At 62.0% G+C, this 24,044-nt stretch carries 21 protein-coding genes; 10 read left to right on the top strand and 11 right to left on the bottom strand.

Features of this window, described 5'->3' with window-relative positions; genetic code table 11:
* Positions 1–562 precede the first annotated feature (562 nt).
* Positions 563–3,040, bottom strand: coding sequence for a penicillin-binding protein 1A (locus BTM36_RS21000; protein ID WP_077237794.1), 2,478 nt, complete (start codon positions 3,038–3,040; stop codon positions 563–565).
* Between the two features lie 375 nt (positions 3,041–3,415).
* Between BTM36_RS21000 and BTM36_RS21005 the strand changes: the two genes are divergently transcribed.
* A complete protein-coding gene (locus BTM36_RS21005; RefSeq protein ID WP_077237795.1) occupies positions 3,416–5,344 on the top strand; it encodes an ATP-binding cassette domain-containing protein in 1,929 nt (642 codons plus the stop codon).
* 24 nt (positions 5,345–5,368) lie between these two features.
* On the opposite strand, the gene BTM36_RS21010 is transcribed toward BTM36_RS21005, so the two are convergent.
* Entirely contained in the window at positions 5,369–6,217 is an 849-nt protein-coding gene (locus tag BTM36_RS21010) for a SirB1 family protein (RefSeq protein ID WP_006463177.1), read from the bottom strand.
* Positions 6,218–6,336: 119 nt separating this feature from the next.
* Positions 6,337–7,890, bottom strand: a complete 1,554-nt coding sequence (murJ, locus tag BTM36_RS21015; RefSeq protein WP_077237796.1) for a murein biosynthesis integral membrane protein MurJ — start codon at positions 7,888–7,890, stop codon at positions 6,337–6,339.
* A 341-nt stretch (positions 7,891–8,231) separates the two neighbouring features.
* Here murJ and rpsT point away from each other — a divergent pair, with 341 nt between their 5' ends.
* The gene (gene rpsT / locus BTM36_RS21020) at positions 8,232–8,498 is read left to right on the top strand and encodes a 30S ribosomal protein S20 (RefSeq protein ID WP_006463174.1); all 267 of its coding nucleotides are present in this window, start codon (positions 8,232–8,234) and stop codon (positions 8,496–8,498) included.
* A 188-nt stretch (positions 8,499–8,686) separates the two neighbouring features.
* Here the strand turns inward: rpsT and BTM36_RS21025 are convergent, their stop codons facing one another.
* The 3 genes from BTM36_RS21025 to BTM36_RS21030 form a co-directional block, all read right to left on the bottom strand.
* On the bottom strand, positions 8,687–9,160 hold the full coding sequence (locus tag BTM36_RS21025) for a DUF192 domain-containing protein (RefSeq protein ID WP_077237797.1): 474 nt from the start codon (positions 9,158–9,160) through the stop codon (positions 8,687–8,689).
* 153 nt (positions 9,161–9,313) lie between these two features.
* Positions 9,314–9,484, bottom strand: a complete 171-nt coding sequence (locus BTM36_RS28410) for a hypothetical protein (RefSeq protein WP_006463172.1) — start codon at positions 9,482–9,484, stop codon at positions 9,314–9,316.
* Positions 9,485–9,676: 192 nt separating this feature from the next.
* Positions 9,677–10,243 carry a pseudouridine synthase gene (locus BTM36_RS21030; protein ID WP_077237798.1) on the bottom strand — a complete coding sequence of 189 codons (567 nt, stop codon included), beginning with the start codon at positions 10,241–10,243 and terminating at the stop codon, positions 9,677–9,679.
* 249 nt (positions 10,244–10,492) lie between these two features.
* Between BTM36_RS21030 and icd the strand changes: the two genes are divergently transcribed.
* Positions 10,493–11,749 carry an NADP-dependent isocitrate dehydrogenase gene (icd, locus tag BTM36_RS21035; protein WP_006463170.1) on the top strand — a complete coding sequence of 419 codons (1,257 nt, stop codon included), beginning with the start codon at positions 10,493–10,495 and terminating at the stop codon, positions 11,747–11,749.
* A 187-nt stretch (positions 11,750–11,936) separates the two neighbouring features.
* On the opposite strand, the gene BTM36_RS21040 is transcribed toward icd, so the two are convergent.
* Positions 11,937–12,143: a cold-shock protein gene (locus BTM36_RS21040; protein ID WP_006463169.1), complete on the bottom strand. Its 207-nt coding sequence runs from the start codon at positions 12,141–12,143 to the stop codon at positions 11,937–11,939.
* Positions 12,144–12,482: 339 nt separating this feature from the next.
* Here BTM36_RS21040 and clpS point away from each other — a divergent pair, with 339 nt between their 5' ends.
* Positions 12,483–12,797 carry an ATP-dependent Clp protease adapter ClpS gene (gene clpS, locus BTM36_RS21045; RefSeq protein WP_006463168.1) on the top strand — a complete coding sequence of 105 codons (315 nt, stop codon included), beginning with the start codon at positions 12,483–12,485 and terminating at the stop codon, positions 12,795–12,797.
* Positions 12,794–15,097 (top strand): ATP-dependent Clp protease ATP-binding subunit ClpA, encoded by a 2,304-nt coding sequence (gene clpA / locus BTM36_RS21050; protein ID WP_006463167.1) that lies wholly within the window; start codon positions 12,794–12,796, stop codon positions 15,095–15,097. The genes clpS and clpA overlap by 4 nt, the downstream gene beginning before the upstream one ends.
* Before the next feature lie 210 nt (positions 15,098–15,307).
* On the opposite strand, the gene BTM36_RS21055 is transcribed toward clpA, so the two are convergent.
* Together BTM36_RS21055 and dut are read right to left on the bottom strand one after the other, a co-directional pair.
* Positions 15,308–16,399 carry a M48 family metallopeptidase gene (locus BTM36_RS21055; RefSeq protein ID WP_174616890.1) on the bottom strand — a complete coding sequence of 364 codons (1,092 nt, stop codon included), beginning with the start codon at positions 16,397–16,399 and terminating at the stop codon, positions 15,308–15,310.
* 143 nt (positions 16,400–16,542) lie between these two features.
* Complete coding sequence (gene dut, locus BTM36_RS21060) at positions 16,543–17,004, bottom strand: dUTP diphosphatase (protein WP_006463163.1); 462 nt, start codon at positions 17,002–17,004, stop codon at positions 16,543–16,545.
* A gap of 446 nt (positions 17,005–17,450) precedes the next feature.
* On the opposite strand from dut, the gene BTM36_RS21065 reads away from it, so the two are divergent.
* The 5 genes from BTM36_RS21065 (at position 17,451) to BTM36_RS21085 (ending at position 22,251) form a co-directional block, all read left to right on the top strand.
* Positions 17,451–18,251, top strand: a complete 801-nt coding sequence (locus BTM36_RS21065) for an ABC transporter ATP-binding protein (RefSeq protein WP_077237800.1) — start codon at positions 17,451–17,453, stop codon at positions 18,249–18,251.
* Between the two features lie 10 nt (positions 18,252–18,261).
* Positions 18,262–19,026 carry an ABC transporter permease gene (locus tag BTM36_RS21070; protein WP_006463161.1) on the top strand — a complete coding sequence of 255 codons (765 nt, stop codon included), beginning with the start codon at positions 18,262–18,264 and terminating at the stop codon, positions 19,024–19,026.
* Positions 19,023–19,994, top strand: a complete 972-nt coding sequence (locus tag BTM36_RS21075) for an ABC transporter substrate-binding protein (protein ID WP_254427057.1) — start codon at positions 19,023–19,025, stop codon at positions 19,992–19,994. The genes BTM36_RS21070 and BTM36_RS21075 overlap by 4 nt, the downstream gene beginning before the upstream one ends.
* Positions 19,995–20,153: 159 nt before the next feature.
* Positions 20,154–21,461: an amidase gene (locus BTM36_RS21080; protein ID WP_077237802.1), complete on the top strand. Its 1,308-nt coding sequence runs from the start codon at positions 20,154–20,156 to the stop codon at positions 21,459–21,461.
* Positions 21,462–21,585: 124 nt separating this feature from the next.
* Positions 21,586–22,251, top strand: a complete 666-nt coding sequence (locus BTM36_RS21085; protein ID WP_006463158.1) for a GntR family transcriptional regulator — start codon at positions 21,586–21,588, stop codon at positions 22,249–22,251.
* Between the two features lie 5 nt (positions 22,252–22,256).
* Here BTM36_RS21085 and coaBC read toward each other — a convergent pair whose 3' ends face one another.
* Together coaBC and lspA are read right to left on the bottom strand one after the other, a co-directional pair.
* On the bottom strand, positions 22,257–23,453 hold the full coding sequence (gene coaBC / locus BTM36_RS21090; RefSeq protein WP_077237803.1) for a bifunctional phosphopantothenoylcysteine decarboxylase/phosphopantothenate--cysteine ligase CoaBC: 1,197 nt from the start codon (positions 23,451–23,453) through the stop codon (positions 22,257–22,259).
* A gap of 57 nt (positions 23,454–23,510) precedes the next feature.
* Positions 23,511–24,026 carry a signal peptidase II gene (lspA, locus tag BTM36_RS21095; protein ID WP_006463156.1) on the bottom strand — a complete coding sequence of 172 codons (516 nt, stop codon included), beginning with the start codon at positions 24,024–24,026 and terminating at the stop codon, positions 23,511–23,513.
* Positions 24,027–24,044: the final 18 nt, after the last annotated feature.

Consider the following 24,044-nt stretch of genomic DNA (forward strand, 5'->3'; position numbering starts at 1 on the left):
CCAGTGCGATGGCAGCAGTTTTCTTCATATTTGTTATGAGCGGGCGCATCAACCTATTGTAGTGCAAGCCGCAGCAGTGCTTGCGGCTTTGCAAGCCCGGGCGCAGCGGATACAATAGCGGCCTTGCTGCCCCCGTAGCTCAGTGGATAGAGCGATCCCCTCCTAAAGACAATTGGGCAGCGGCTGCCGAAAGGCGCCGCGTGAATGGAGTCAAATTCGGTGAACCCTGACAGCGCCTGGTCGTGATGACTGCGCGGCTGCTGGCAATACCGAGCCAAGCCGGCTTCCGTGAGGATGCCGGAAGGTGTAGAGACTAGACGGCTCCGGTCTAAAGGCCAGTGCATCAATGGCACTGCCCACGATCAAGGTATAGTCCAGACCACAAACAGACTCTGGTGGCGAAAGCCATAGTGGTATGAAGGGATAGGTCACACGTTCGATCCGTGTCGGGGGCACCAGCATAAAAAAAGCGCAGAAGTCATCTTCTGCGCTTTTTCGTTTTCTGCCCCATCCGCTTCATCTCAGCGTGGGGCAGCCTTGCATCCATCATCCTTCTCTGTCGTCAATGGCCCTGGTTGGTACTGTCCAGGAAGCGGCGCGCATTGTCGCTCTGCGGGCGCGTTCCCGAAGGCGAGGGGGCTGCCCCCGGGCTGCCGGGGGCGCTGCCTGGCACGTTCGGCGCCGGCTGGGCCGTGCCCGGGGCGGCCGGGGTCTGGCTCGGGGTCCAGCCGAAGAAGTTCGAGATCGCATCCACCACCGTCACGCCCACATTGGTCACCAGACCGTTGTTGGGTGTGAAGTTGTCATAGTAGGGCTCGCCATCGATGAAGCGGATGCCATCGGGGGCCGGCTGGTCGAACTGCGGCACGCCCTTCAAGGCCTTGGCCATGTAATCCACCCAGATCGGCAGCGCCAGCTGGGCGCCGAATTCCATGCCACCCAGGCTCTTGGGCTGGTCATACCCCATCCACACCACGGTGGCCAGCGTGCGCTGGTAGCCGGCGAACCAGCCATCCACGGCGTCGTTGGTGGTACCGGTCTTGCCGGCCAGGTCGGTACGGCCGATGCTGTTGCTGCGCGCGCCGGTACCGCGCTGGGCCACGGACTTGAGCAGGTTGGTCATCATGTAGCTGTTGCGCTCGGCCACCACCCGTGGTGCGCCATTGCCGACGATCAGCGGTTCCGCCTTGGACAGCACCTTGCCGCGGGCATCGGTGATCTGCGAGATCAGGTAGGGCTGGATCTTGTAGCCGCCATTGGCGAACACCGAATAGGCCGCCGACAACTGCAGCGGATTGGTCTGGCCCGCGCCCAGTGCCATGGGCAGATAGGGCGGGACCTTGTCGGCGTCGAAGCCGTAGGTGCCGGTGATGAAGTCCTTGGCGTAAGGCACGCCGATGTAGTCCAGCGTGCGGATGGCCACCAGGTTGACCGACTTCTGCAGGGCCGTGCGCACCGTGATCGGGCCGGCCGGGGTTTCGTCATCCTTGGGTTCCCAGTTCGGCTGGCCGGGGCCGGCAGGGTAGGACACCGGAGCATCATTGACGATGGAGGCGGGTGCAAAACCCTTCTCCAGCGCCGCCGAATAGATGAAGGGCTTGAACGTGGAGCCGGGCTGGCGCCAGGCTTGCGTCACGTGGTTGAAGTTGTTCTGGGCGAAGTCGAAACCGCCCACCAGCGCGCGGATGGCACCGTCCTGCGGCACCACCGACACCAGTGCCGCTTCCACCTGCGGCAGTTGCACCACCTGCCAGTTCTGCTTGGCATCCTGCATCACGCGGATCAATGCGCCGGGGCCGATGCGCACGTCCTTCTTGGCCTTTTCCGACAGCGCCGATGCCACGAAACGCAGCGCCTCACCCTTGACGCTGATCTTGTCGCCGTTGCGCAGTACCGCGTCGATCTGCTTGGGGCTGGCAGCCACCACCACGGCGGCCAGGATGTCGTCGTTGTCCGGATGGTCGTCCATCACGTTGTCGATGGCGGAGGCCCGATCCTCCGCGTTCGAGGGCAGCTCGATGGTCTCTTCCGGGCCACGGTAGCCATGCCGACGGTCATAGTCCATCACGCCCTTGCGCACGGCCAGGTAGGCGGCCTGCTGGTCGGCGGCATTGACGGTGGTGTAGACGTTGAAGCCCTGGGTATAGGTGTCTTCCTTGTACTGGGCGTACACCATCTGGCGCACCATTTCATTCACATATTCGGCATGCACCGTGTACTGGCTGCCCGGTGCACGCACCTTCAGTTCTTCCTTGGAAGCCTTGTCGTACTGCGCCTGGGTGATGAAGCCCACGTCCAGCATGCGCTGCAGGATGTACTGCTGGCGGATGTGGGCGCGCTTGGGGTTGACGATGGGGTTGTAGGCCGATGGTGCCTTGGGCAGGCCGGCCAGCATGGCGGCTTCGGCCAGGCTGACGTCCTTGAGGTCCTTGCCAAAATAGGTGCGGGCGGCAGCGGCAAAGCCGAAGGCGCGCTGGCCCAGGTAGATCTGGTTCATGTAGACCTCCAGGATCTGGTCCTTGGTCAGGGCATGTTCGATCTTGTTGGCCAGCAGCACTTCATAGAGCTTGCGGGAGAAGGTCTTTTCCTTGGTCAGGAAGACATTGCGCGCCACCTGCATAGTGATGGTGCTGGCCCCCTGCGAGGCGCTGCCACGCAGCACGTCGGTCACCAGGGCGCGGGCGATGCCGATCCAGTCGATGCCGCCATGTTCGTAGAAGCGATAGTCCTCAATGGCCAGCACGGCGTTCTTCATGTCGGCCGGGATGTCGTCCAGCTTGACCAGGCTGCGCTTTTCTTCACCGAATTCGCCCAGCAAGACCTTGTCTTCGGACCAGATGCGCAGCGGGACCTTGGGCCGGTAATCGGTGATCAGGTCCAGCGAGGGCAGGCGCGGGTTGATGAAGATCAGGGCGTAGACCACCAGTAGCGCACCGGCGATGCCGAGACCCAGGATGGACAGACCGATGAACTTGGCGATATTGGGATTGAGGAAGCCGCGCTGGCGGCGCAGCGGGTCCGGCAAAGTTGGAAGAGGCATGGGATGAGTGTGAATCGGGATGCGCTATCTTACAGCATCGGGCCACCAGCCCGGCGGACCGGCCGCCGGCAATGCTTTACGAGTTGTAACATCGACCGTTTTCGACGTTGTAATTCGAGAGAATTTTGTTATTTTTCGGAAATACCGTTGCCGTAGTGGCAATCGGGGCCGACTACCCGAGGGCCGCTGGCATTTGGTGGCGTCTTTGGGACAGCAGGACGGCGTCAGCGCGCTTAAATCAGCATTTCGCCGGCGCAGTCGGTACAATGCCGCTCTTTCGCCGTTGGTTCGCCTTGGTTCTCTTTTTTCGGCGACTTCGCATCCATCCTGCGCGGCCCAGGCCGTCGCATTCACGCAGATCACGCTACTCACGCTATGGCAGTCATTTCCCTCTCCGACGCACAACTGGCCTTCGGCCACGTCGCGCTCCTCGATCACGCCGAATTCTCGCTGGAGACCGGCGAACGCATTGGCCTGATCGGCCGCAACGGCACCGGCAAGTCTTCGCTCCTGAAGATCATCGCCGGCCGCTCGAAGCTGGACGATGGCCTGCTAGTGATGCAGCAGAACCTGAAGATCGCCTATGTCGACCAGGAGCCGCATTTCCCGGAAGAGATGACGGTGTTCGATGCCGTGGCCTCGGGCCTGGGCGAGCTGCCGGCCCTGCTGGCCGAATATGAAGCCATCACCGGCCAGTTCGGCGGCGACAACGACGATGCCCTGCTGGAGCGCATGCACCAGATCCAGACCGTGCTGGACGCGGCCGACGCCTGGTCCATCGGCAACAAGGTCGAGACCACGCTGGACAAGCTGAACCTGAACCGCGAAGCACGCATCGGCGAACTCTCCGGCGGCATGAAGAAACGCGTGGCCCTGGCCTGCGGCCTGGTGGGCAACCCTGACGTGCTGCTGCTGGACGAGCCGACCAACCACCTGGACTTTGGCTCCATCCTTTGGCTGGAAGGCCTGCTGCGCGACTTCAAGGGCAGCATCCTCTTCATCACCCACGACCGCAGCTTCCTGGACAACGTCTCGACCCGCATCATCGAACTGGATCGCGGCAAGATCCTGTCCTTCCCCGGCAACTTCAGCACCTACCAGACCCGCAAGGCCGAGCTGCTGGCCAATGAGGAAGTGGAAAATGCCAAGTTCGACAAGTTCCTGGCCCAGGAAGAGGTCTGGATCCGCAAGGGCGTGCAGGCCCGCCGTACCCGCGACGAAGGCCGTGTGCGACGCCTGGAAGCGCTGCGCGTGCAGCGCAGCGAGCGCCGCGACCGGCAAGGTCAGGTCAAGCTGGAAGTGGGCACCGGCGAACGTTCCGGCAAGATCGTGGCGGAACTGGAAAACGTCAACAAGGCCTACGGCCCGAAGACCATCGTGCGCGATTTCAGCACCATCCTCATGCGTGGCGACAAGGTCGGCCTGATCGGACAGAACGGCGCCGGCAAGACCACGCTGCTCAAGCTGATCCTGGGCGAGGAAGCGCCGGACAGCGGCACCGTCAAGCAGGGGACCAAGATGCAGGTCGCCTATTTCGATCAGATGCGCGCGCAACTGAATGAAGAAACCACGCTGGCTGACACGATTGCCCCGGGCAGCGACTGGGTCGAGGTCAACGGCCAGCGCAAGCACGTGATGACCTATCTGTCGGACTTCCTGTTCGCGCCGGAACGCGCCCGCTCGCCGGTGCGTACGCTCTCCGGTGGTGAACGCAACCGCCTGCTGCTGGCGCGCCTGTTCGCCAAGCCGGCCAACGTGCTGGTGCTGGACGAACCGACCAACGACCTCGACATCGATACCCTGGAACTGCTGGAAGAACTGCTGGAAGAATATCCGGGGACGGTGTTCCTGGTCAGCCACGACCGCATGTTCCTGGACAACGTCGTGACCCAGGTGATCGCCGCCGAGGGCAATGGCGTCTGGCGTGAATACGTGGGTGGTTATTCCGACTGGGAGCGCCAGCGTCCGACCACGCAGGCGGCCTCCAAGGCTGGCGGCAAGGCGGCCGACAAGGCCACCGACAGTGGCGAGGTCAAGGCCGAATCGACCATGGCGGCGCCGGTGGCTGCGCCCGTGGCCAAGAAGAAGCTGAGCTACAAGGAGCAGCGTGAGCTGGAAGAGCTGCCCAAGCGCATCGCCGCACTGGAAGCGGAGCAGAAGCAGATTTCCGAGAAGCTGGCCGACCCCGACCTCTACAAGAAGAGTGCCGATGACGCCGTCAAGCTGAACCAGCGTTTCGCCGAGATCGACGAAGAACTGCTGGTCAGCCTGGAACGCTGGGAAGAGATCGAAGGCAAGAAGTAAGCGCCCTCAGCCTGCGCAGGCCGCTCAGTTCGGCTTGCGCAAGGCTTCGCGCAGGTCGGGTAGCATCTCGCGCAGATTGGGCGCGTCCTCGGCATAGGGGCGCAGGGCCAGGTAGGCTTCCAGGTCTTCCAGCGCGGCCTGGGCCATGCCCAGATTGGCGAAGGCCAGTCCGCGGTCGCGCTTTTCGGTGACTTCTTCGGGCAGCAGGATCACCAGGCGTTCCTGCACGTCCAGCACCTGTTGCCAGCGCTGGCTTTCCATGAAGATGGCTTTCAGGTTGCGCAGCATGCGCGCCAGAATTTCGCGTGGATGAGCCGCCCGCAGATAGGCCGCCAGGGGCAGTTCGTCGCCGAACTCTTCTTCCGGCTGATGGGCCAGGAAGGGCTCCAGGCGCTCTTCCAGTTCTTCCCGCGATAGGCTGGAACCGTTCATGGGGTCCAGCACGATTTCACCCGACTGTACCGATAACTTCATCAGGAAGTGGCCAGGGAATGAAACCCCCTTCATGTCCAGCCCGATCTGCTGGGCCAGTTCGATATAGACCACCGCCAGCGAGATCGGGATGCCGCGCCGGGTCGAGATCACCCGGTGGATGTAGCTGTTGTCGGGGTCGTAGTAATTGTTGACGTTGCCGGCGAAGGCCATTTCCTGGAAGAAGAACTGGTTCAGCATGCGCAACTTCTGGATTTGCGACGCATCCGGAGGGAGTCGCTGCCTGAGCTTGAGCGCCAGGGTGTCGAGCGCCATTTCCTCTTCAGCGAAATCCATTTCGGGATAGAAATCCTGTCCCAACGTCAGGGCGGATTCGAACAAGGGAATCGAATCGTCCTGGCGCACCAGCGAAGCAAAATAGTCGAGGGAGGTGAGCGTCATGACACCCATGCTATCAAAATATTGCGCGCTGCGTCAGGTCTGCCTGGAGGGGAGTGAAATTTGTTGTTTCACTCCACCGTTTTCTTTTGCTGAAGCGACAGGAAGGTTGGTTCAGCGGCTCAGCGGCGCGCGATCCGCTTGAATTCGCGCAGGCGGAAACCCATCGCAAACAGGGGGCCGAAGTAGGCAGCTGCACAGACCCCCAGTACCAGCATCAACGCGCCGATGCGCAGCAGCGGATGGGCGCGCAGAGCGACCCAGTCGAAGTGGCCGGCGATCCACAAGGCCACTCCGGCCATCACCAGCAAGGCGCCGCATAGACGCACCAGGAACAGGCCCCAGCCCGGTCGCGGCACGTAGATCTGGCGCCGGCGCAGGCCGATGAACAGGCACAGCGCATTGAGGCAGGCGCCCAGCCCGATCGACAGCGCCAGGCCGGCATGAGCGAAGATCGGCACGAACAGGCTGTTCATGGCCTGGGTGGCGATGAGCACGCCCACGGCGATGATCACCGGGGTGCGGATATCCTGCTTGGCATAGAAGCCGGGCGCCAGGATCTTGACCAGGATCAGTCCGATCAGGCCCACGCCATAGGCCACCAGTGCGTGGCCGACCATGGTGACGGAAAGCGCATCGAAACGTCCGTAGTGGAACAGGGTGGCGGTCAGCGGTTCGGAGAGCGTGGCCAGTCCCACCGCGGCCGGCATGGCCAGCATGAAGGTCAGCCGCAGGCCCCAGTCCAGCAGGGCCGAGTATTCCTCCATGTCCTGCGCGGCGTGGGCGTTGGACAAGCTGGGCAGCAGGATGGTCCCCAGGGCCACGCCCAGCAGGGCGGTGGGGAATTCCATCAGGCGGTCGGCATAGGTCAGCCAGGAGACGCTGCCGTGCTCCAGGCGCGAGGCGATGTTGGTATTGATCATCAGGCTGATCTGGGCGGCCGAGACGGCAAAGACGGCCGGCCCCATCTTCTTCAACACCCGTTTGACGCCCTCGTCGCGCAACCCGAGCATGGGATTCCAGTACAGGCGCGGCAGCATGCCGATCTTCACCAGTGCCGGCACCTGGATGGCCACCTGCAGGACGCCGCCCACCAGCACGGCGAAGGCCATGGCGTAGATGGGCTGCTCCATGAAGGGCGCCACGAACAGCGAGGCCACGATGAAGGCCACGTTGAGTAGCACCGAGGTCACGGCCGGAATCTTGAATTCCTTCCAGGTGTTGAGGATGCCCCCGGCCAGCGCCACGAAGGCCATGAAGCCGATGTAGGGAAACATGATGCGGGTCATCAGCACCGAGGCGTGGAAGGCGTCTGGGTTGTATTGCAGGCCGGTGGCGATGAAATAGACCACGAAGGGGGTGGCCACGATGCCGGCCACGCAGGTGATGAGCATCACCCACATCAGGGCGGTGGCGACGTGGTCGATCAGGTGCTTGGTTTCTTCGATGCCGCGGCGGTTCTTGTATTCGGCCAGGATGGGCACGAAGGCCTGCGAGAACGCGCCTTCGGCGAACAGGCGGCGCAGCAGGTTGGGAATACGGAAGGCGATGTTGAAGGCGTCGGTGTAGGCGGAGGCGCCAAAGGCGCGGGCAAACAGGATTTCCCGGACCAGTCCGGTGATGCGTGACAGCATCGTCATGCCGGAAATGGCGGCTAGCGTTTTATGCAAGTTCATGGAGCGGCATTATAGCGGGGGCCTTGCGGCGGCGGCCGCAATCGCGGTCCTGGTTCCGGTGCGCCTGCAGGCCTGGACCAGCGATGCGCAGCGGGTGGAGGTAGAGTCGCCGGGTGGATGGCAGGTTCGATGCCGGATGACAATTTCTTTGCGGCAATCCAGCCCTCGCTGAACTTGCATGCCGGCCGATGCAGGGCTGTTTACGGCAGTTCAGCGACAGAAGAGGACAAGTTGATTGCCTTGTCGAGTGAATCTGGTTATAATCCGATGCTTTACAGAATTTGGCATCGCGAGTCCTCGGGGTTTGCGGCGCAAACGACTCTCGATTTAGGATAATTTTCATGGCAAATACCGCACAGGCACGTAAGCGTGCTCGTCAAGCAGTCAAGCAAAACGCTCACAACTCGAGCCAGCGCTCGACCCTGCGCACCGCAATCAAGGCAGTTCGCAAGGCCATCGCCGCCGGCGACAAGGCTGCAGCAACCTCCGTGTTCCAATCTTCCGTGTCGACCATCGACAGCATCGCCGACAAGAAGATCATCCACAAGAACAAGGCTGCTCGCCACAAGAGCCGTCTGGCTGCTGCCCTGAAGGCCCTGGCTGCTTAATTGCTGCTTGGCTTGAGCTGAAGCGCGGTTCACCCGCTTCAGACTGCAGTACAAGAAAACCGCTTGCTTGCAAGCGGTTTTTTGCGTTTGTCGCCCGTGTTTTACCCGTTTGTCGCGACTTGTTCCTGCCGGTTTGTGGTGGCCGGTACGGCAGGCCACCAGCCTGCCGCTCCTGCTGACCACCTTGCTTACTGGGGCAGGCCTTCGATCTTGGTGCCGGGCTTGATGTTCTTTTGCTTGAACCAGCCCTTGTTCATCTCCAGCGCATAGACCGCTGCGCGTTTCGCACAATGCGAATCCAGGGTCTGTTCCTTCATTTCCTCGATGTTGATGATGACGCCTTTTTCATCCATGAAGGCCACCGACAGGGGAATCAGCGTATTTTTCATCCACATGCAGACTCCTGCCGGCTGACCGAACAGGAACAGCATGCCTTCGTTGTCCCCCATCTTGTCGCGGAACATCAGGCCTTGCTCGCGCTCGGCTTCGGACTGGGCCACCTCGGCCTTGATCAGGTGGATGCCGATGTTGAGCTGGGTGGTGGGGAACTTGCGGACCGGCGTCTGGGCGCTGGCAGTGGTGCTGGCGAGGCAGCCGATGGTCAGCGCGGCAGCGGCGGCGAGGCGCAAGAGGGTGGGGCGGAAAAGTGAAGATTGGCGCATGTTCAATATCTATCGTGGATCAGGTCGGACGAAGAGCAGGCAGCATAGCAGGTGCCGGGCCGGGTGCGACAGTGGATGAGCAGCCAGCCGGCAAAAGCGTGCGGGCATGAAAAAAGGCAGGACCAGCCTGCCTTTTCTTGATGCGGACGCTAATTACTTAGCTTCAGCTGCCTTCTTTGCCTTCTTGGCCTTTTTGGCCTTCTTGGCCTTCTTAGCCTTCGGAGCAGCGGCTTCAGCCTTCGGCGCTTCCGGAGCGGCCGGAGCTTGTGCGAAAGCAGCAGTGGCGAACAGACCAGCGATCAGAGCGGCGATCAATTTTTTCATTTTGCGTCCTTCAATTCAACATGTTAGGGATGTGAGGCAAACGATGATTCGTGCGAATCAATGCCAATAACGGCGGGCGCGGATGAAGGTTGACATTGATTTTGATCTTTTTTACGGGGATTGATGAAGAATCATGCACTCTGCCACAATAAAATGTTGTCAGAGTGATTAGTATTTTAGGTCCTGGCCTGTTCAGGATGGGGCGTCCAGTGCTGCTGGATCGACCTCGCGCCATTCGCCGGGCATCAGAGGATGGCTCGCCAGCGAGAACGGCCCGATCGCGATGCGCACCAGGCGCAGCGTCGGCAGGCCTACGGCAGCCGTCATCCGGCGCACCTGGCGGTTCTTGCCTTCGCTGATGGTCAGCGCGATCCAGCTGGTCGGCTGGTTCTGGCGTTGGCGGATCGGCGGTGTGCGCGGCCACAGCCAGGGCGGTTCCTGGATCAGCCGGGCCTGGCTTTGCTGGGTCACGAAATCGCCCAGGTCCAGCGGGTTGCTCAAGCGTTGCAGCGCCTCCGGGCTGGCCTGGCCTTCCACCTGGGCCAGATAGGTCTTGGGCTGCTTGCGCCGGGGATGGGCAATGGCATGTTGCAGCTTGCCGTCGTCGGTGAGCAGGAGCAGGCCCTCGCTGTCGGCGTCCAGCCGGCCGGCGGGATAGACATTGGGAATATCGATGTAGTCGGCCAGGGTCTGGCGTTCGGGGTGGGCCGAGAACTGGCTCATCACCTGGAAAGGTTTGTTGAATAAGATCAGAGGCATGCGCTAGTGTCGCAAAAACATGGCATTCCGTAAAATCCTGATGCATAATCGACCACGGATGTCCTATATCTTATATAAGACTTTGTGCGTGCATTCCGGAATTTCCCCGACTCAAACCGTGGAAATCTCTTAAAATTCCCCGCTTGTATGACAATCCAGGCAATGGCGACCTGCTGGTCGCCTGGTCCGGATTGTCGCTGATGCCTTCTATCCCTTCTATCGCCACCGCCTCAACCGTCGGAGACCACGATGTCGTACCAACATATCCAAGTGCCTGCTGAAGGGCGCAAGATCACCGCCAACGCCGATGACACCCTCAATGTCCCCAATAACCCCATCATCCCCTTCATCATGGGCGATGGCGTGGGCGTGGATGTGACGCCGGTGATGCTCAAGGTGGTCGATGCCGCCGTGGAAAAGGCCTACGGTGGCGCGCGCAAGATCCACTGGATGGAAATCTACGCCGGCGAAAAGTCGACCCGGCTGTATGGTCCCGATGTCTGGCTGCCGGATGAAACCCTGGACGTGCTCAAGGAATACCTGGTCTCGATCAAGGGGCCCCTGTCCACGCCGGTCGGCGGCGGTATCCGCTCGCTCAACGTGACCATGCGCCAGCAGCTGGACCTGTATGTCTGCCTGCGGCCGGTGCGTTACTTCAAGGGCGTGCCTTCACCGCTGCGCGAGCCGGAGAAGACCGACATGGTGATCTTCCGCGAGAACTCCGAGGACATCTACGCCGGCATCGAATGGCAGGCCGGCACGCCGGAAGTGAAGAAATTGATCGAACTGCTGACCCGCGAGATGGGCGTCAAGAAGCTGCGCTTCCCGGAGACCTCTGCGCTGGGCATCAAGCCGGTCTCGCGCGAAGGTACCGAGCGCCTGGTGCGCAAGGCGATCCAGTACGCCATCGATCACGACAAGCCCTCGGTCACCCTCGTCCACAAGGGCAATATCATGAAGTACACCGAAGGGGCCTTCCGTGACTGGGGCTATGCCCTGGCGGGCCGCGAATTCGGTGCCGAGCTGATCGACGATGGCCCGTGGATGCGCCTGAAGAATCCCAAGACCGGTCGCCAGATCGTGATCAAGGATGCGATCACCGATGCCTTCTTCCAGCAGGTGCTGATGCGCCCGGCGGAATACAGCGTCATTGCCACCATGAACCTGAACGGCGACTACATCTCCGACGCCGTGGCGGCTCAGGTCGGCGGCATCGGCATCGCGCCGGGTGCCAACATGTCCGACTCCGTGGCCGTGTTCGAAGCCACCCACGGGACCGCGCCCAAGTATGCCGGCAAGGACTACGTGAACCCCGGCTCCAGCATTCTCTCGGCAGAAATGATGCTGCGCCACATGGGCTGGATCGAAGCGGCGGAACTGATCGTGACCGCGATGCAGAAGTCGGTCTCTGCCAAGCGCGTGACCTATGATTTCGCCCGTCTGCTGGAAGGCGCGACCCAGGTTTCGTGCTCCGGCTTCGGCGAAGCCATGATCGAAAACATGTAAGGCCGTCAGACTGCTTCCGGTAGAGATTCGGGTTGTGAAGATGACGAAAAAACAACAGCCGGCAATGTCCGGCTGTTTGTTTTTGGGAAGAAGGGGAAGGGCGATAACGCCGCGATGCGCATCGCACCACCAGCACGCCCAATGAAAAAAGCCCTGCAATGCAGGGCTTTTAAGAGCATACCGGGGTTTAAGCGGCGTTCTGGATGTTCGATGCTTGCTTGCCTTTGGGGCCTTGCGTAACGTCAAACTGGACTTTTTGACCTTCTTTCAGGGTCTTGAAGCCGTTCATCTGGATTGCGGAGAAGTGAGCGAACAGATCTTCGCCGCCGTCATCCGGAGTGATAAAGCCAAAGCCTTTGGAATCATTGAACCACTTGACAGTACCTGTTGCCATAAAAGCATCTTTCAAATATTAACTATCACACGAGCCGTCAAAGCAAGAAGCATCGCGCGTCACGCAGCCCCCCTTAAACCGTGCCCCCTTCGCATCGATCAGTTGTTACATTTGGTAACTACTAATCAATGAATTTGCATTGTTCTCGGTCGAAATCCAAAAGTCAAGCAGTTTTCATCTCAAAGTTTATGGGCTTGTTTGGGAGATAGCGCAGGATCCCCTTGATTTAGGATAAATCATCGTCATCTGCGCAAGGTCCGGAAAACAAGTAATATCTATCTCATCTAGAGGTTACGAGATCATTGTGCGTTGCACAGCTTTTGATGGTCCAATAAACGCATGGCAACCAAGCACGTAAATGATGGCGGTACAGTCCTGGAACGGCAGGAGGCCAAACTCAAGCCGCCCGCGATGTACCAGGTTTTTTTGTTGAACGATGACTATACGCCGATGGAATTCGTCGTCGCAGTCATCCAGCAGTATTTCAACAAGGACCGTGAAACCGCGACGCAGATCATGCTCAAGGTTCACCGCGATGGGAAGGGAATGTGTGGTGTGTATCCCAAAGATATCGCATCCACTAAAGTGGAACTCGTTTTAACCCACGCTCGAAAGGCAGGGCACCCCCTGCAATGCGTGATGGAGGAAGCATGATTGCGCAGGAACTCGAAGTCAGTTTGCATATGGCCTTTGTCGAAGCCAGACAATCGCGTCATGAATTCATTACCGTGGAGCACTTGCTGCTGGCGTTGCTGGACAACCCGTCGGCCGCCGAAGTGTTGCGCGCCTGCTCGGTGAACATTGACGATCTGCGCAAGACGCTGACCAATTTCATCACCGACAATACCCCCACGGTACCCGGTACCAACGAAGTGGATACCCAGCCCACGCTGGGCTTCCAGCGCGTGATCCAGCGCGCCATCATGCACGTGCAGTCGGCGTCCAACGGCAAGAAGGAAGTCACCGGCGCCAACGTGCTGGTGGCCATCTTCGGCGAGAAGGATTCGCACGCGGTGTACTACCTGCACCAGCAGGGCGTGACCCGCCTGGACGTGGTCAATTTCATCTCGCACGGTGTGCGCAAGGACCAGCAGGCCGATCCGCAGAAGGCGCCGGAAGGTGCCGAGGACGTGCAGGCCGAAGGCCAGCAGAAGGAAAGCCCGCTCGACCAGTTCACCCAGAACCTGAACAAGGCCGCCGCCGAAGGCAAGATCGATCCGCTGATCGGCCGCGATTCCGAGGTCGAGCGCGTGATCCAGACCCTGTGCCGTCGCCGCAAGAACAACCCGCTGCTGGTGGGCGAAGCCGGCGTGGGCAAGACCGCCATCGCCGAAGGCCTGGCTTGGCGCGTGACCCAGGGCGATGTGCCGGAGATCTTGAAGAACGCCGTCGTCTACTCGCTGGACATGGGCGCGCTGCTGGCCGGCACCAAGTATCGCGGTGACTTCGAACAACGTCTGAAGGCAGTGTTGAAGCAGTTGAAGGACAGCCCCAACGGCATCCTCTTCATCGACGAAATCCACACCATCATCGGCGCCGGTTCGGCATCGGGTGGTACGCTGGATGCGTCCAACCTGTTGAAGCCGGCGCTCTCCAGCGGTCAGTTGAAGTGCATCGGTGCGACCACCTATACCGAGTTCCGTGGCGTCTTCGAGAAGGATCACGCGCTGTCGCGTCGCTTCCAGAAGATCGATGTGAACGAACCGACCGTGGAACAGACCGTGCAGATCCTGCGTGGCCTGAAGTCCAAGTTCGAGGAACACCATGGCGTGAAGTATTCCGCTTCGGCGCTGACTTCGGCAGCCGAGCTGGCGGCCCGCTTCATCAATGACCGTCACCTGCCCGACAAGGCCATCGACGTCATCGACGAAGCCGGTGCGGCACAGCGCATCCTGCCCAAGTCCAAGCAGAAGAAGACCATCGGCAAGCCGGAAATCGAGGAAATCATTTCCAAGATCGCCCGCATCCCGCCGCAGTCCGTGAACCAGGATGATCGCGCCAAGCTGCAGACCATCGATCGCGACCTGAAGAACGTCGTCTTCGGCCAGGACCCGGCCATCGAAGCGCTGTCGTCGGCCATCAAGATGGCCCGTGCCGGCCTGGGCAAGACCGACAAGCCGATCGGCTCCTTCCTGTTCTCCGGTCCGACCGGCGTGGGCAAGACCGAAGTGGCCAAGCAACTGGCCTTCATCCTCGGTATCGAGCTGGTGCGTTTCGACATGTCCGAATACATGGAGCGTCATGCCGTGAGCCGCCTGATCGGCGCCCCCCCGGGTTATGTCGGCTTTGACCAGGGCGGCCTGCTGACCGAGGCTGTCAACAAGAAGCCGCATGCCGTGCTGCTGCTGGACGAAATCGAAAAGGCGCACCCCGACATCTTCAACATCCTGTTGCAGGTGATGGATCATGGCACGCTGACCGACAACAACGGCCGCAAGACCGACTTCCGCAACGTGATCATCATCATGACCACCAACGCGGGTGCCGAGAGCCTGCAGAAGCGCACCATCGGCTTCACCGAGAAGAAGGAAGCCGGCGACGAGATGGCGGACATCAAGCGCATGTTCACGCCTGAGTTCCGCAACCGTCTGGATGCCATCATCAGCTTCCGCCCGCTGGACGAGGAAATCATCCTGCGTGTGGTCGACAAGTTCCTCATGCAACTGGAAGAGCAGCTGCACGAGAAGAAGGTGGAAGCTGTATTCTCCGACAGCCTGCGCAAGTTCCTGGGCAAGAAGGGCTTCGATCCGCTGATGGGTGCACGCCCGATGTCGCGCCTGATCCAGGACCTGATCCGCAAGGCGCTGGCCGACGAACTGCTGTTCGGCAAGCTGGTCAGCGGCGGTCGCGTGACGGTGGAGATGGACGACAAGGAGCAGATCAAGCTGGAATTCCCCGAGGGCGACGATTCGTCCCCGCCGGAAGAGCCGCAGGAAAAGCTCGAAGTCGAATAAGCCTCAGCCAGTAAATCAGCAAGCCAACAAGGCCGCTCCGGAAATCCGGAGTGGCCTTTTGTTTTTGGGGCAGGGCGCTTTCGATACCCGCGCCCACACAACAAGATACGCACAACAAAAAACGGCGCGGTCTTCACCGCGCCGCTTCAGGGCAAACCTCAGGGCAAACCTCAGGGCAAAACTCAGGCCAAAGAGGCGTGATCAGAAGACTCAGGGTACCAGTGGCTTGCCCGCTTCCTGCTTGGCCTTCACGATCTGCGTGACCTTGTCGATCATCGACAGACGATAAGTGGTCGCCGGATGCAATGCCGTATAGCCATTCGGCACACTGGCCGGATACTGCTCGGCCAGGCGCTTCCAGAAGGCCGGCACATTGTCGATGTTGTAGCCGGCGCGTGCCAGCAGGTACAGCGACAGGGTATCGGCCGCTGCATCCAGATCCTGCGGATAGACGCGGATGCCGGCCGTGCCGGCGGTGGTGGTCGGGTCCGGATGCGGCAGCAGCAGGTTGTCGATCACCTCCGCGATGGTCGACACCATGCGCTGGCGGATCGCATGGCCGAGGATGTTGTGCGCCATGTCCTTGGCGATCAGATAGGCCAGTTCATCATCTGAACGGGTGAACTTGAGCATGCCCCGGGTGATCAGCACGCGGCGACCATCGGCATAGGTGTTGACGTTGTCGGCATTGCCCAGCTCGATGCTGAAGGCGCAGGCGTAGGTCAGCGGCACGTTGAGCGTGCTGTTCTGGCCATTGCGTTGCACGCCCAGCGCGATCGGCGCCTGCTTGACCACCAGCGGGCTCAGCAGCACGGCGGCCTGGCGTTCGGCATCGGTGCCCTGCGGCATCGGCTTGCCTGCCACCGACATCAGGAAGTCACCACGCTGGATGCCCGCCTTTTCCGCACCACTGCCGGGCAGCACGCCGGTAACCTGCAGGCGCTCGTCATAGCCCAGGCTGCGGGCGGTTTCAGCGTATTCGATCGGGAAGGAATACTTGTTCTTGGCGGTAAATCCCAGCAGGTTGCGGGCGTTGCCACGGCATAGTTGCGCGTTGCTGGTCAGCAGCGGCGCGGCCACGCGATAGAGGCGATCCTGCTGGGCGATCAGTTCACGCAGTTGCGCTTGTTGGGGATTGTCGGCGACCGGCTTGGGTGCCTGGGTCACTACCGTCGGCTTGGCGGGGGCGCTGGCCGGCGCGGTGCCGGGTTCCTGGGTGGCGCAGGCGGCCAGGATGGCCAGCGGCGCCAGGGTGGCGAGGGTTCTTATCTTCTGCCACGCGGGCAGGGGGGGTACGAGCATGCGGTTCTCCATCAATAGGGGCCTGCTGGGTCCGGGGTGTCCCGGACAGGCCATAGGACAGGCTCATCCTTGTCACGGTTCCTTGTCGCTTTGTACTGTGGCGTAGGACGGCCGCTGGCGCCGCAGCCAGCGGCAGGGACGATTCAGGACTTGCCGGTGCTGCCGAAGCCGCCTTCGCCGCGCTCGGTTTCGGTGGAGAACTTGTCCACCATGCTCAAGGCCACCTGTACCACCGGCTGGAACATCAACTGGGCAATCCGGTCGCCCGGCTGCACGACGTAGTCTTCCTGGCCCGAATTGGCCAGGATCACGGCGATTTCACCGTGGTAATCGGCATCGATGACGCCGATGCCTTGTGCCACATGCAGCCCGTGCTTGAGCGAAAGGCCCGAGCGCGAGGCCACGATGGCCACCAGCGAAGGGTCCATCATGTTGATGGCCAGGCCGGTCTTGATCAGTTCGCGGCTACCGGCGCGCAGGGTGATCGGGGCTTCGATGCAGGCCCGCAGATCCAGTGCGGCGGAGCCATCGGTGGCATAGCTGGGAACAGGGATCTGTTCGCCGAGAAGGGGGTTGACGATACGGGCTTCGATTCGACGATGCATATTTCTTCACGGGTGATGGAATGACAAGAATGCGCGCCAGGCTGGCGGCGTGCATCACCTAAGGCCGCAATTCTAGCAACTTCCATCTTGGAATGGATGTTTCTTGCCGCCCTGGCGAGAAGCGGGGATTGCCGCGCGAGCCCATTGCTTCGGACATCCTTGGTGCACTGCAATGTCCGATTGAGGTGCAATCGCGCCAATGTCGGGCCTGATGCCATGGCCGCCAGCGCCGTGGCAGGGCGGGAAGAATATCCGTGATCGGCTGCAAGCGCATGGCCCATGCGGCTCGCGGCGTCCTGTTGCCACCTCTGGCACAGTTTCTGCTCATGACCTCAGGCAAGATTATGCATTATGCATAATAAATGCGCCATGCCGCTGACAGGCGGCATGCGGGTCATCTTCCGTGCCATCCATGCCATTCAAGCAGTCTTCAGGAGCAGGAGCCCATGTCGGACCACCGTCTAGAAGTCGACAATCTGAGCCACGCCTTCATCAAGGCCAACGGCGAAGAAATCCGGATATTCCAGAACCTTCACTTCAATGTCGGCAAAGGTGAGATCGTCGCCATCGTCGGTCGCAGCGGGGCCGGCAAGAGTACGCTCTTCAACCTCATCTCGGGCCTGCTCAAGCCGACCGCCGGTCGCATCGTGCTGCAGCCGCGCGAGGATGGCCGCGCCGGCAGCATTGCCTACATGTTGCAGAAGGACTTGCTGCTGCCCTGGCGCACCATCCTCGACAACGCCGTGCTGGGCATAGAGTTGCAGCGCGATGTCACCGAGGCCGACCGTGAGCGCGCCCGCGCCATGCTCAAGCGCTACGGCCTGGACACCGTGGCGCAGTCCTATCCGCATGCGCTCTCCGGCGGAATGAAGCAGCGCGTGGCGTTATGTCGCACGCTGCTGGCCGATCCCACCGTGGTGCTGCTGGACGAACCCTTCTCCGCGCTCGACTACGAGACCCGCCTGATGCTGGAAAACGATGTCATCAGCCTCACGCGCAGCGAAGGCACCAGCGTCATCCTGGTGACCCACGACATCGACGAAGCCATCGCCATGAGCCAGCGGGTGGTGGTGCTCGGTGGACGTCCGGCGCAGATCATGCGCGAGCAGCACATCGTGCTCACGGTGGAGGGCAGCAATGGTCTGCGCGACGCCGTCAGCGCCCGGGGCGCGCCGGAATTCCCGCACTACCACAAAGAGATCTGGAACGCCCTGCGTGCCAGCGACGTCGCCCACGCCAGCACCTGAGGAGAGAGTGATGAAATCCAAAGACGGCAGCGCCACCGCCATCGTCGCCACCTTGCTGGTGGTGGCCGTCATCGTGTGGCAGATGGCGGCCCAGTCCAATCTGATCAACGGTCAGCTGCTGGGCTCACCGGCGGGCATCTACAAGTCCGCCGTGATCGGCCTGAGCCAGGGACAACTGCTCTACGACACCTGGGTCACGCTGGTGGAGACCCTGCTGGGCCTGTTGCTGGGCAGCGGCCTGGGCATCGCGCTGGGGCTGGCGCTGTGGTTCTATCCGCGTACTTCGGCCATCGTCGAGCAGTTCTCCATCCTGCTCAACAGCATTCCCAAGATCGCGCTGGGGCCCTTGATCATCATCTGGTTCGGCTCGGGCATGGTCTCCAAGATCTGGCTGGCGGGGATCTCCACCTTTGCGGTGGCCATCATCTCTTCCTGCGCCGCCGCCCAGGAGGTCGACAAGGATCTCCTGAACCTGTTCAAGTCCTTCAAGGCCCAGCGCGCCAAGGTGTTCAAGAAGCTGATCCTGCCGGCGTCGGTGCCGTGGATCTTTTCCATCCTGCGCATCAACATCGGCTTCGCCCTGATCGGGGCGGTCGTGGGCGAATTCATCGCCTCCGAAAGCGGACTCGGGCATGCGGTCTTCGTGGCCGGCTCGCTGTTTGACCTCAATACCGTCTGGCTGGGCGTGATCATCCTCACGCTCATGGCGGCCTTACTCACCTGGCTGGTAAAACTGACTGAAGAAAGGGTAATTTCATGGAAAGGCGAACAATGAAGTCCATCCGCAAGGCAAGCGCAGCCGCACTGCTGTGCATCGGCTGTTTCGGGAGCAGCGTCGCGATGGCCGCCGAGAAGGCGGTGATCTACCAGGCCTTCCAGTCCATCCAGTATCTCCCCCTGTATGTCGCCATGGGCGAAGGACTGTTCGCCAAGCGCGGTCTGGAAGTGCAGAAGGTGACCGCCGGCGGGGGCGCCCAGGGTGTGGCGGCGGTCATTGGCGGTCATGCCGATTTCTCGCTGCAAGACCCGATGACGGCCGTGCTGGCCAATCTCAAGGGCGCGTCCTTGACCAATGTGGCCATGGTAGTGGCGGGCGTGCCGGTGTGGACGGTCGCGCCGGCCAATTCACCGATCAACTCCCTGGCCGACTTCAAGGACCGGACCATTTCCACCGCCATCCCGCCGTCGACCTCGACCTACCTGCTGCAGAACCTGCTCAAGGAAAGGGGCCTCAGTTCGGTCAAGCTCAATACGGTGGCCATCGGTACCGAGATTTCGCCGGTAGCCGCCGGCCGAGCCGATGCGGCGACGCTCTACCAGCCGCAGGTGGAGCAGGCGCTGGCCAACGGCTACAAGATCGTGCATGACTTCGCCAAGCAGTACAACGGTGTCTACGCCTTTTCCACGATTGATACCCTCAAGTCCACGGTGGAGAAAAAACCGCAAATGGTGCAGAGCTTCGTTGCCGGTATCGCCGATGCCGAAAAGCTGATGCAGTCCAATCCGGAGGTGGCCTACAAGGTCGCCATCGCCGAGTTCCCGCAACTGGACCCGACGGTGGTACGCGCTGCCGTCAAACGCCTGCTGGAGCAGAAGGTCTACCCGGCCACCCCCGTCATCTCGCGTGAAGCCTTCCAGGCCGGTCTGGATCTGCAGATTGCCATCGGCAACGTCAAGCCCGGGCAGGTCACCTACGAGAGCGCGGTCGACAACAGCTTCGCCGAAAAGACCACCAAGCCTTAAGATCTCCATGTGCCGCGCCGAGCATCCTGCCCCCGGGCTTCGGATGCACGGCAGCCAGCCGGTCGCGCAATGGCAGGTGATTGCGCAGTTGACTGCGCAGTTGATTGCGCACTGGATTGGCAGCACGGCACCGCCACCCAGCAGCAGAGGAAGACGATCATGACCACAGAAGCGACGCAGACCGCACCCGCATCCGCACCCGCATCCGCATCCGCACCCGCACCCGACCCCAGCCCCCTGGCCACCGCCGTGGCGGCTGCCGACCATCTCGACGAGCGGCTCCGGGCCTTCGTCTGGCGCCCGGAGAGCTACCCCGCCGCCCAGAACACCAGCGGGCCGCTGGCAGGCGTCCCGGTGGCAGTCAAGGACCTCATCGATACTGCCGACATGCCCACCGCCTATGGTTCGGCGATCTTCGCCGGCCATCAACCCGCCGCCGATGCCTGGATCGTGGCCCGGCTGCGCCAGGCTGGCGCCATCATCTTCGGCAAGACCGTGACCACCGAATTCGCCTGGCGTGATCCCGGCGCCACCGTCAACCCCTGGCATCCGGGCTACACCCCCGGAGGTTCCTCCAGTGGCTCGGCGGCGGCAGTGGGCGCGGGCATCGTCGACATCGCCCTGGGTACGCAGACGGTCGGCTCCGTCATCCGCCCGGCCGCCTATTGCGGCGCCTATGGCTACAAGCCGACCTTTGGCCGCATTCCCACCGAGGGCACGCACAAGCTCGCCCCCTCACTGGATCACCTGGGTTTCATCACCTCCAGCCTCTACTGGTCGGCGGTCATGCATGCCGTGATCGTGCGTGACGGCGCCATTGCACCGCCCGTCTCGGCGAGCGCCTTCCATGCCGGCGTCAAACCGACCCGTGTCGGGATCTATCGCAGTTCGCGCTGGGCGCAGGTACAGGGTGACGTCCAGCAGAATGTCGACGGCGTCATCCGGCGCCTGGAAAGGCAAGGCGTTGCCTGCGTGCCGGTGGAATTGCCCGTCGACCTGGTCGAGATGCATGCCTTGATCAACGAGATCCTGGCCTATGAAGCGCGGGCCGCCCTGCTGGACGATATCCGCGGCAAGGAGGACCTGGCCGGTCCCAACATTCGCGCGCTCATCGAGGCCGGTGCCGCCATCAGCGATGCGCGCTACGAAGAGCTGTGCGCGCGGCTGGCCAGCCTCAGGGCCGAGCGTGATCGCGTCTTCGACGGGCTCGATGCGGTCCTGACCCTGCCTTCGCCGACCACCGCCTTGCCAGGTCTGGACAAGACCGGCGATGCGATCTTCTGCACCCCGGCGACCTTGCTGGGCTTGCCGGCGGTGACCTTGCCGTCGGGGTATTCGTCCGACTTCCTGCCCTTCGGCGTGCAACTGATCGGCCCTGGCGACCAGGACCTGGCCTTGCTGCAGCACGCCCAATGGATCAGCACGATCCTGCCCACGATCCGGCCGGCGCAGCGGATGGAGAACTGAGCCGACCGGCGGGCAGAGCCGGCGCAAGGGCGCGCTTGCACCGGCCTGCGGGGCAGGCCACAATGAGGCTCCCCCCCATCCTGTAGCCCGCTGCAGGGGGCGTGCCGTCCAGCTCAACGTGCTCATGTCAAAAGCCTTCAAAACCATAGAGCAGCAGGTCCTAAGCCAGCTGCGCAACGATATCCTGCGCGGCAACTATCGCCCCGGTGACAAGTTGCGCCAGGACGATGTCGCGCGCCGCTTCGAAGTCAGCACCACGCCCGTGCGCGAGGCCTTCCGGGGCTTGCGTTCGGAGGGGCTGGTGACCATCGATGCCAACAAGGGCGTGGTGGTCAAGGGACTCTCGGTGCAGGACGTGGCCGAGATCTATGAACTGCGCATCGTGCTGGAGCCGCTGCTGGCACGCAAGTCGGTCGCCTCGATCCGGCCCGATGCCCTGGAGGCAGCCACCGCGCTGCACGAGCAGATGTGCCGGGCCGACGACCCCCATGCCTGGGCGGCGCTGAACTGCGATTTCCATGATCACCTCATGCGCAGTGAACAGGGATCACGCCTGTACGAGATGGTCCGTAACCTGTTGCTGGTGGCCGCACCCTATGTCTCGCTGTCGATCTACCTGCTGCCGCAGATCCAGCTGACCGACAATGAAGAACACGCGCAGATTCTGCAAGGCTACCGGCAGCGCGATGCGGCCCTGGTCGAGCAGATCGTGCGCCAGCATCTGCAGCAGACGCTGGAGGCGATCCAGGACTCGGTCAACGAAGAGACCTTGGGCAGCGCGTTTCGCTAATCTGGCTATTGCGCCATGCGGCGCGCAATCTCGCGGATCAGCTGGCGTGCCAGGGTTTGCTTGTCGGCGCGCGGCAGGGCGCTGTGGCCCTGGTCGTCGAACAGCAGCAGGGAGTTGTCGTCACGGCCGAAGGTCTGGTGGCCGATATTGCCGACCACCAGCGGGATGTTCTTCTTGATCCGCTTGGCCGTGCCGTATTGTTCCAGGTTCTCCGATTCGGCCGCAAAGCCCACGCAATAGGGGCGTTGGGGCAGGGCGGCGACGGTGGCGAGGATGTCGGGGTTCTGCACGAATTGCAGTGCTGGCGTGTCCTGCTCGTTCTGTTTCTTCAGCTTCTGCGTGCTGGCATTGGCCACGCGCCAGTCGGCCACCGCCGCTACCGCCACGAACAGGTCTTGCCCGGTCACATTGCCCATCACCGCATCGTGCATCTGCTGTGCCGTCTGCACGTCCACGCGACGCACGCCATAGGGTGTCTCCAATGCCGTCGGGCCGGATACCAGCGTCACTTCCGCGCCCGCTTCACGTGCCGCCCGGGCGATCGCATAGCCCATCTTGCCCGAGGACAGATTGGTGATGCCGCGTACCGGGTCGATGGGTTCGAAGGTCGGCCCGGCCGTCAACAGCACGCGGCGGCCTGCCAGCAGCTTGGGCTGGAAGGCGGCGACGATCTCTTCCAGCAGTTGCATCGGTTCCAGCATGCGCCCTTCACCGACTTCGCCACAGGCCTGTGCGCCGGCATCGGGGCCGAGCAGCAGGATGCCGTCTTCCCTGATCTGGCGCACATTGCGCTGGGTCGCCGGGTTCTGCCACATCTCCACGTTCATGGCCGGTGCCACCATCAGGGGCAGCCGTGCCGGACGCGCCACGCACAGTGTCGAGAGCAGGTCGTCACAGGCGCCATGGGCCAGCTTGGAGATGAAGTCGGTGGAGCAGGGCACGATCACCACCGCATCGGCATCGCGGGTGAGGTTGATGTGCGGCATGTTGTTGTCCATGCGCGCATCCCACTGATCGGTATAGACCGGGTTGCCGGTCAGCGCCTGCATGGTGACGGCGGTCATGAAATGGGTGGCCGCCTCGGTCATCACCACATGCACCGACGCCCCGGCGCGGCCAAGTTCGCGCGCCAGCATCGCGGCCTTGTAGCAGGCCACGCCGCCGGTCAGGCCCAGTACGATTTTCTTGCCAGCCAGTTCCATTGCTTGCTCCCTTGCGCCAGGTGGCGCGCCGCAGGTGGGTTGCCGTTCTTGTCGTTCTTACTTCCGGGAGACCCGGCGCAGTTCATCCACCACGAACAATACCGCACCCACGCAGATCGCACTGTCGGCGATGTTGAAGGCCGGCCAGTGCCAGTTGCCGACATAGACGTCGAGGAAGTCGATCACGTGGCCATAGACCACGCGGTCGATCACGTTGCCGATGGCGCCGCCCAGGATCAGCGCCAGCGCCCAGCAGAACATGCGCTGGCCGGGATGCTTGCGCAGCAGGTGGATGATGAACACCGCCGCACCGATGCCGATGGCGGTGAACAGATAACGCTGCCAGCCACCGCTGGCGGCCAGGAAGCTGAAGGCCGCGCCCTTGTTGTAGACCAGCACCAGGTTGAAGAAACCGGTCACCGGCAGCGATTCGCCGTAGTGGAACAGTTTCAGGATGGTGATCTTGGAGAGCTGGTCCAGCAGCAGCACGATGGTGGCGATGCCCAGCCAGGGCAGCAGGCCCTGGGTGGAAGAGGACGAGGCGGAAGAGGAGGAGCGCTTTTTGGTTGCCATGGATGTTCTTGTTTGAGT

The sequence above is a fragment of the Herbaspirillum sp. VT-16-41 genome (genome assembly GCF_001994935.1).
Taxonomy (GTDB): domain Bacteria; phylum Pseudomonadota; class Gammaproteobacteria; order Burkholderiales; family Burkholderiaceae_D; genus Herbaspirillum; species Herbaspirillum frisingense.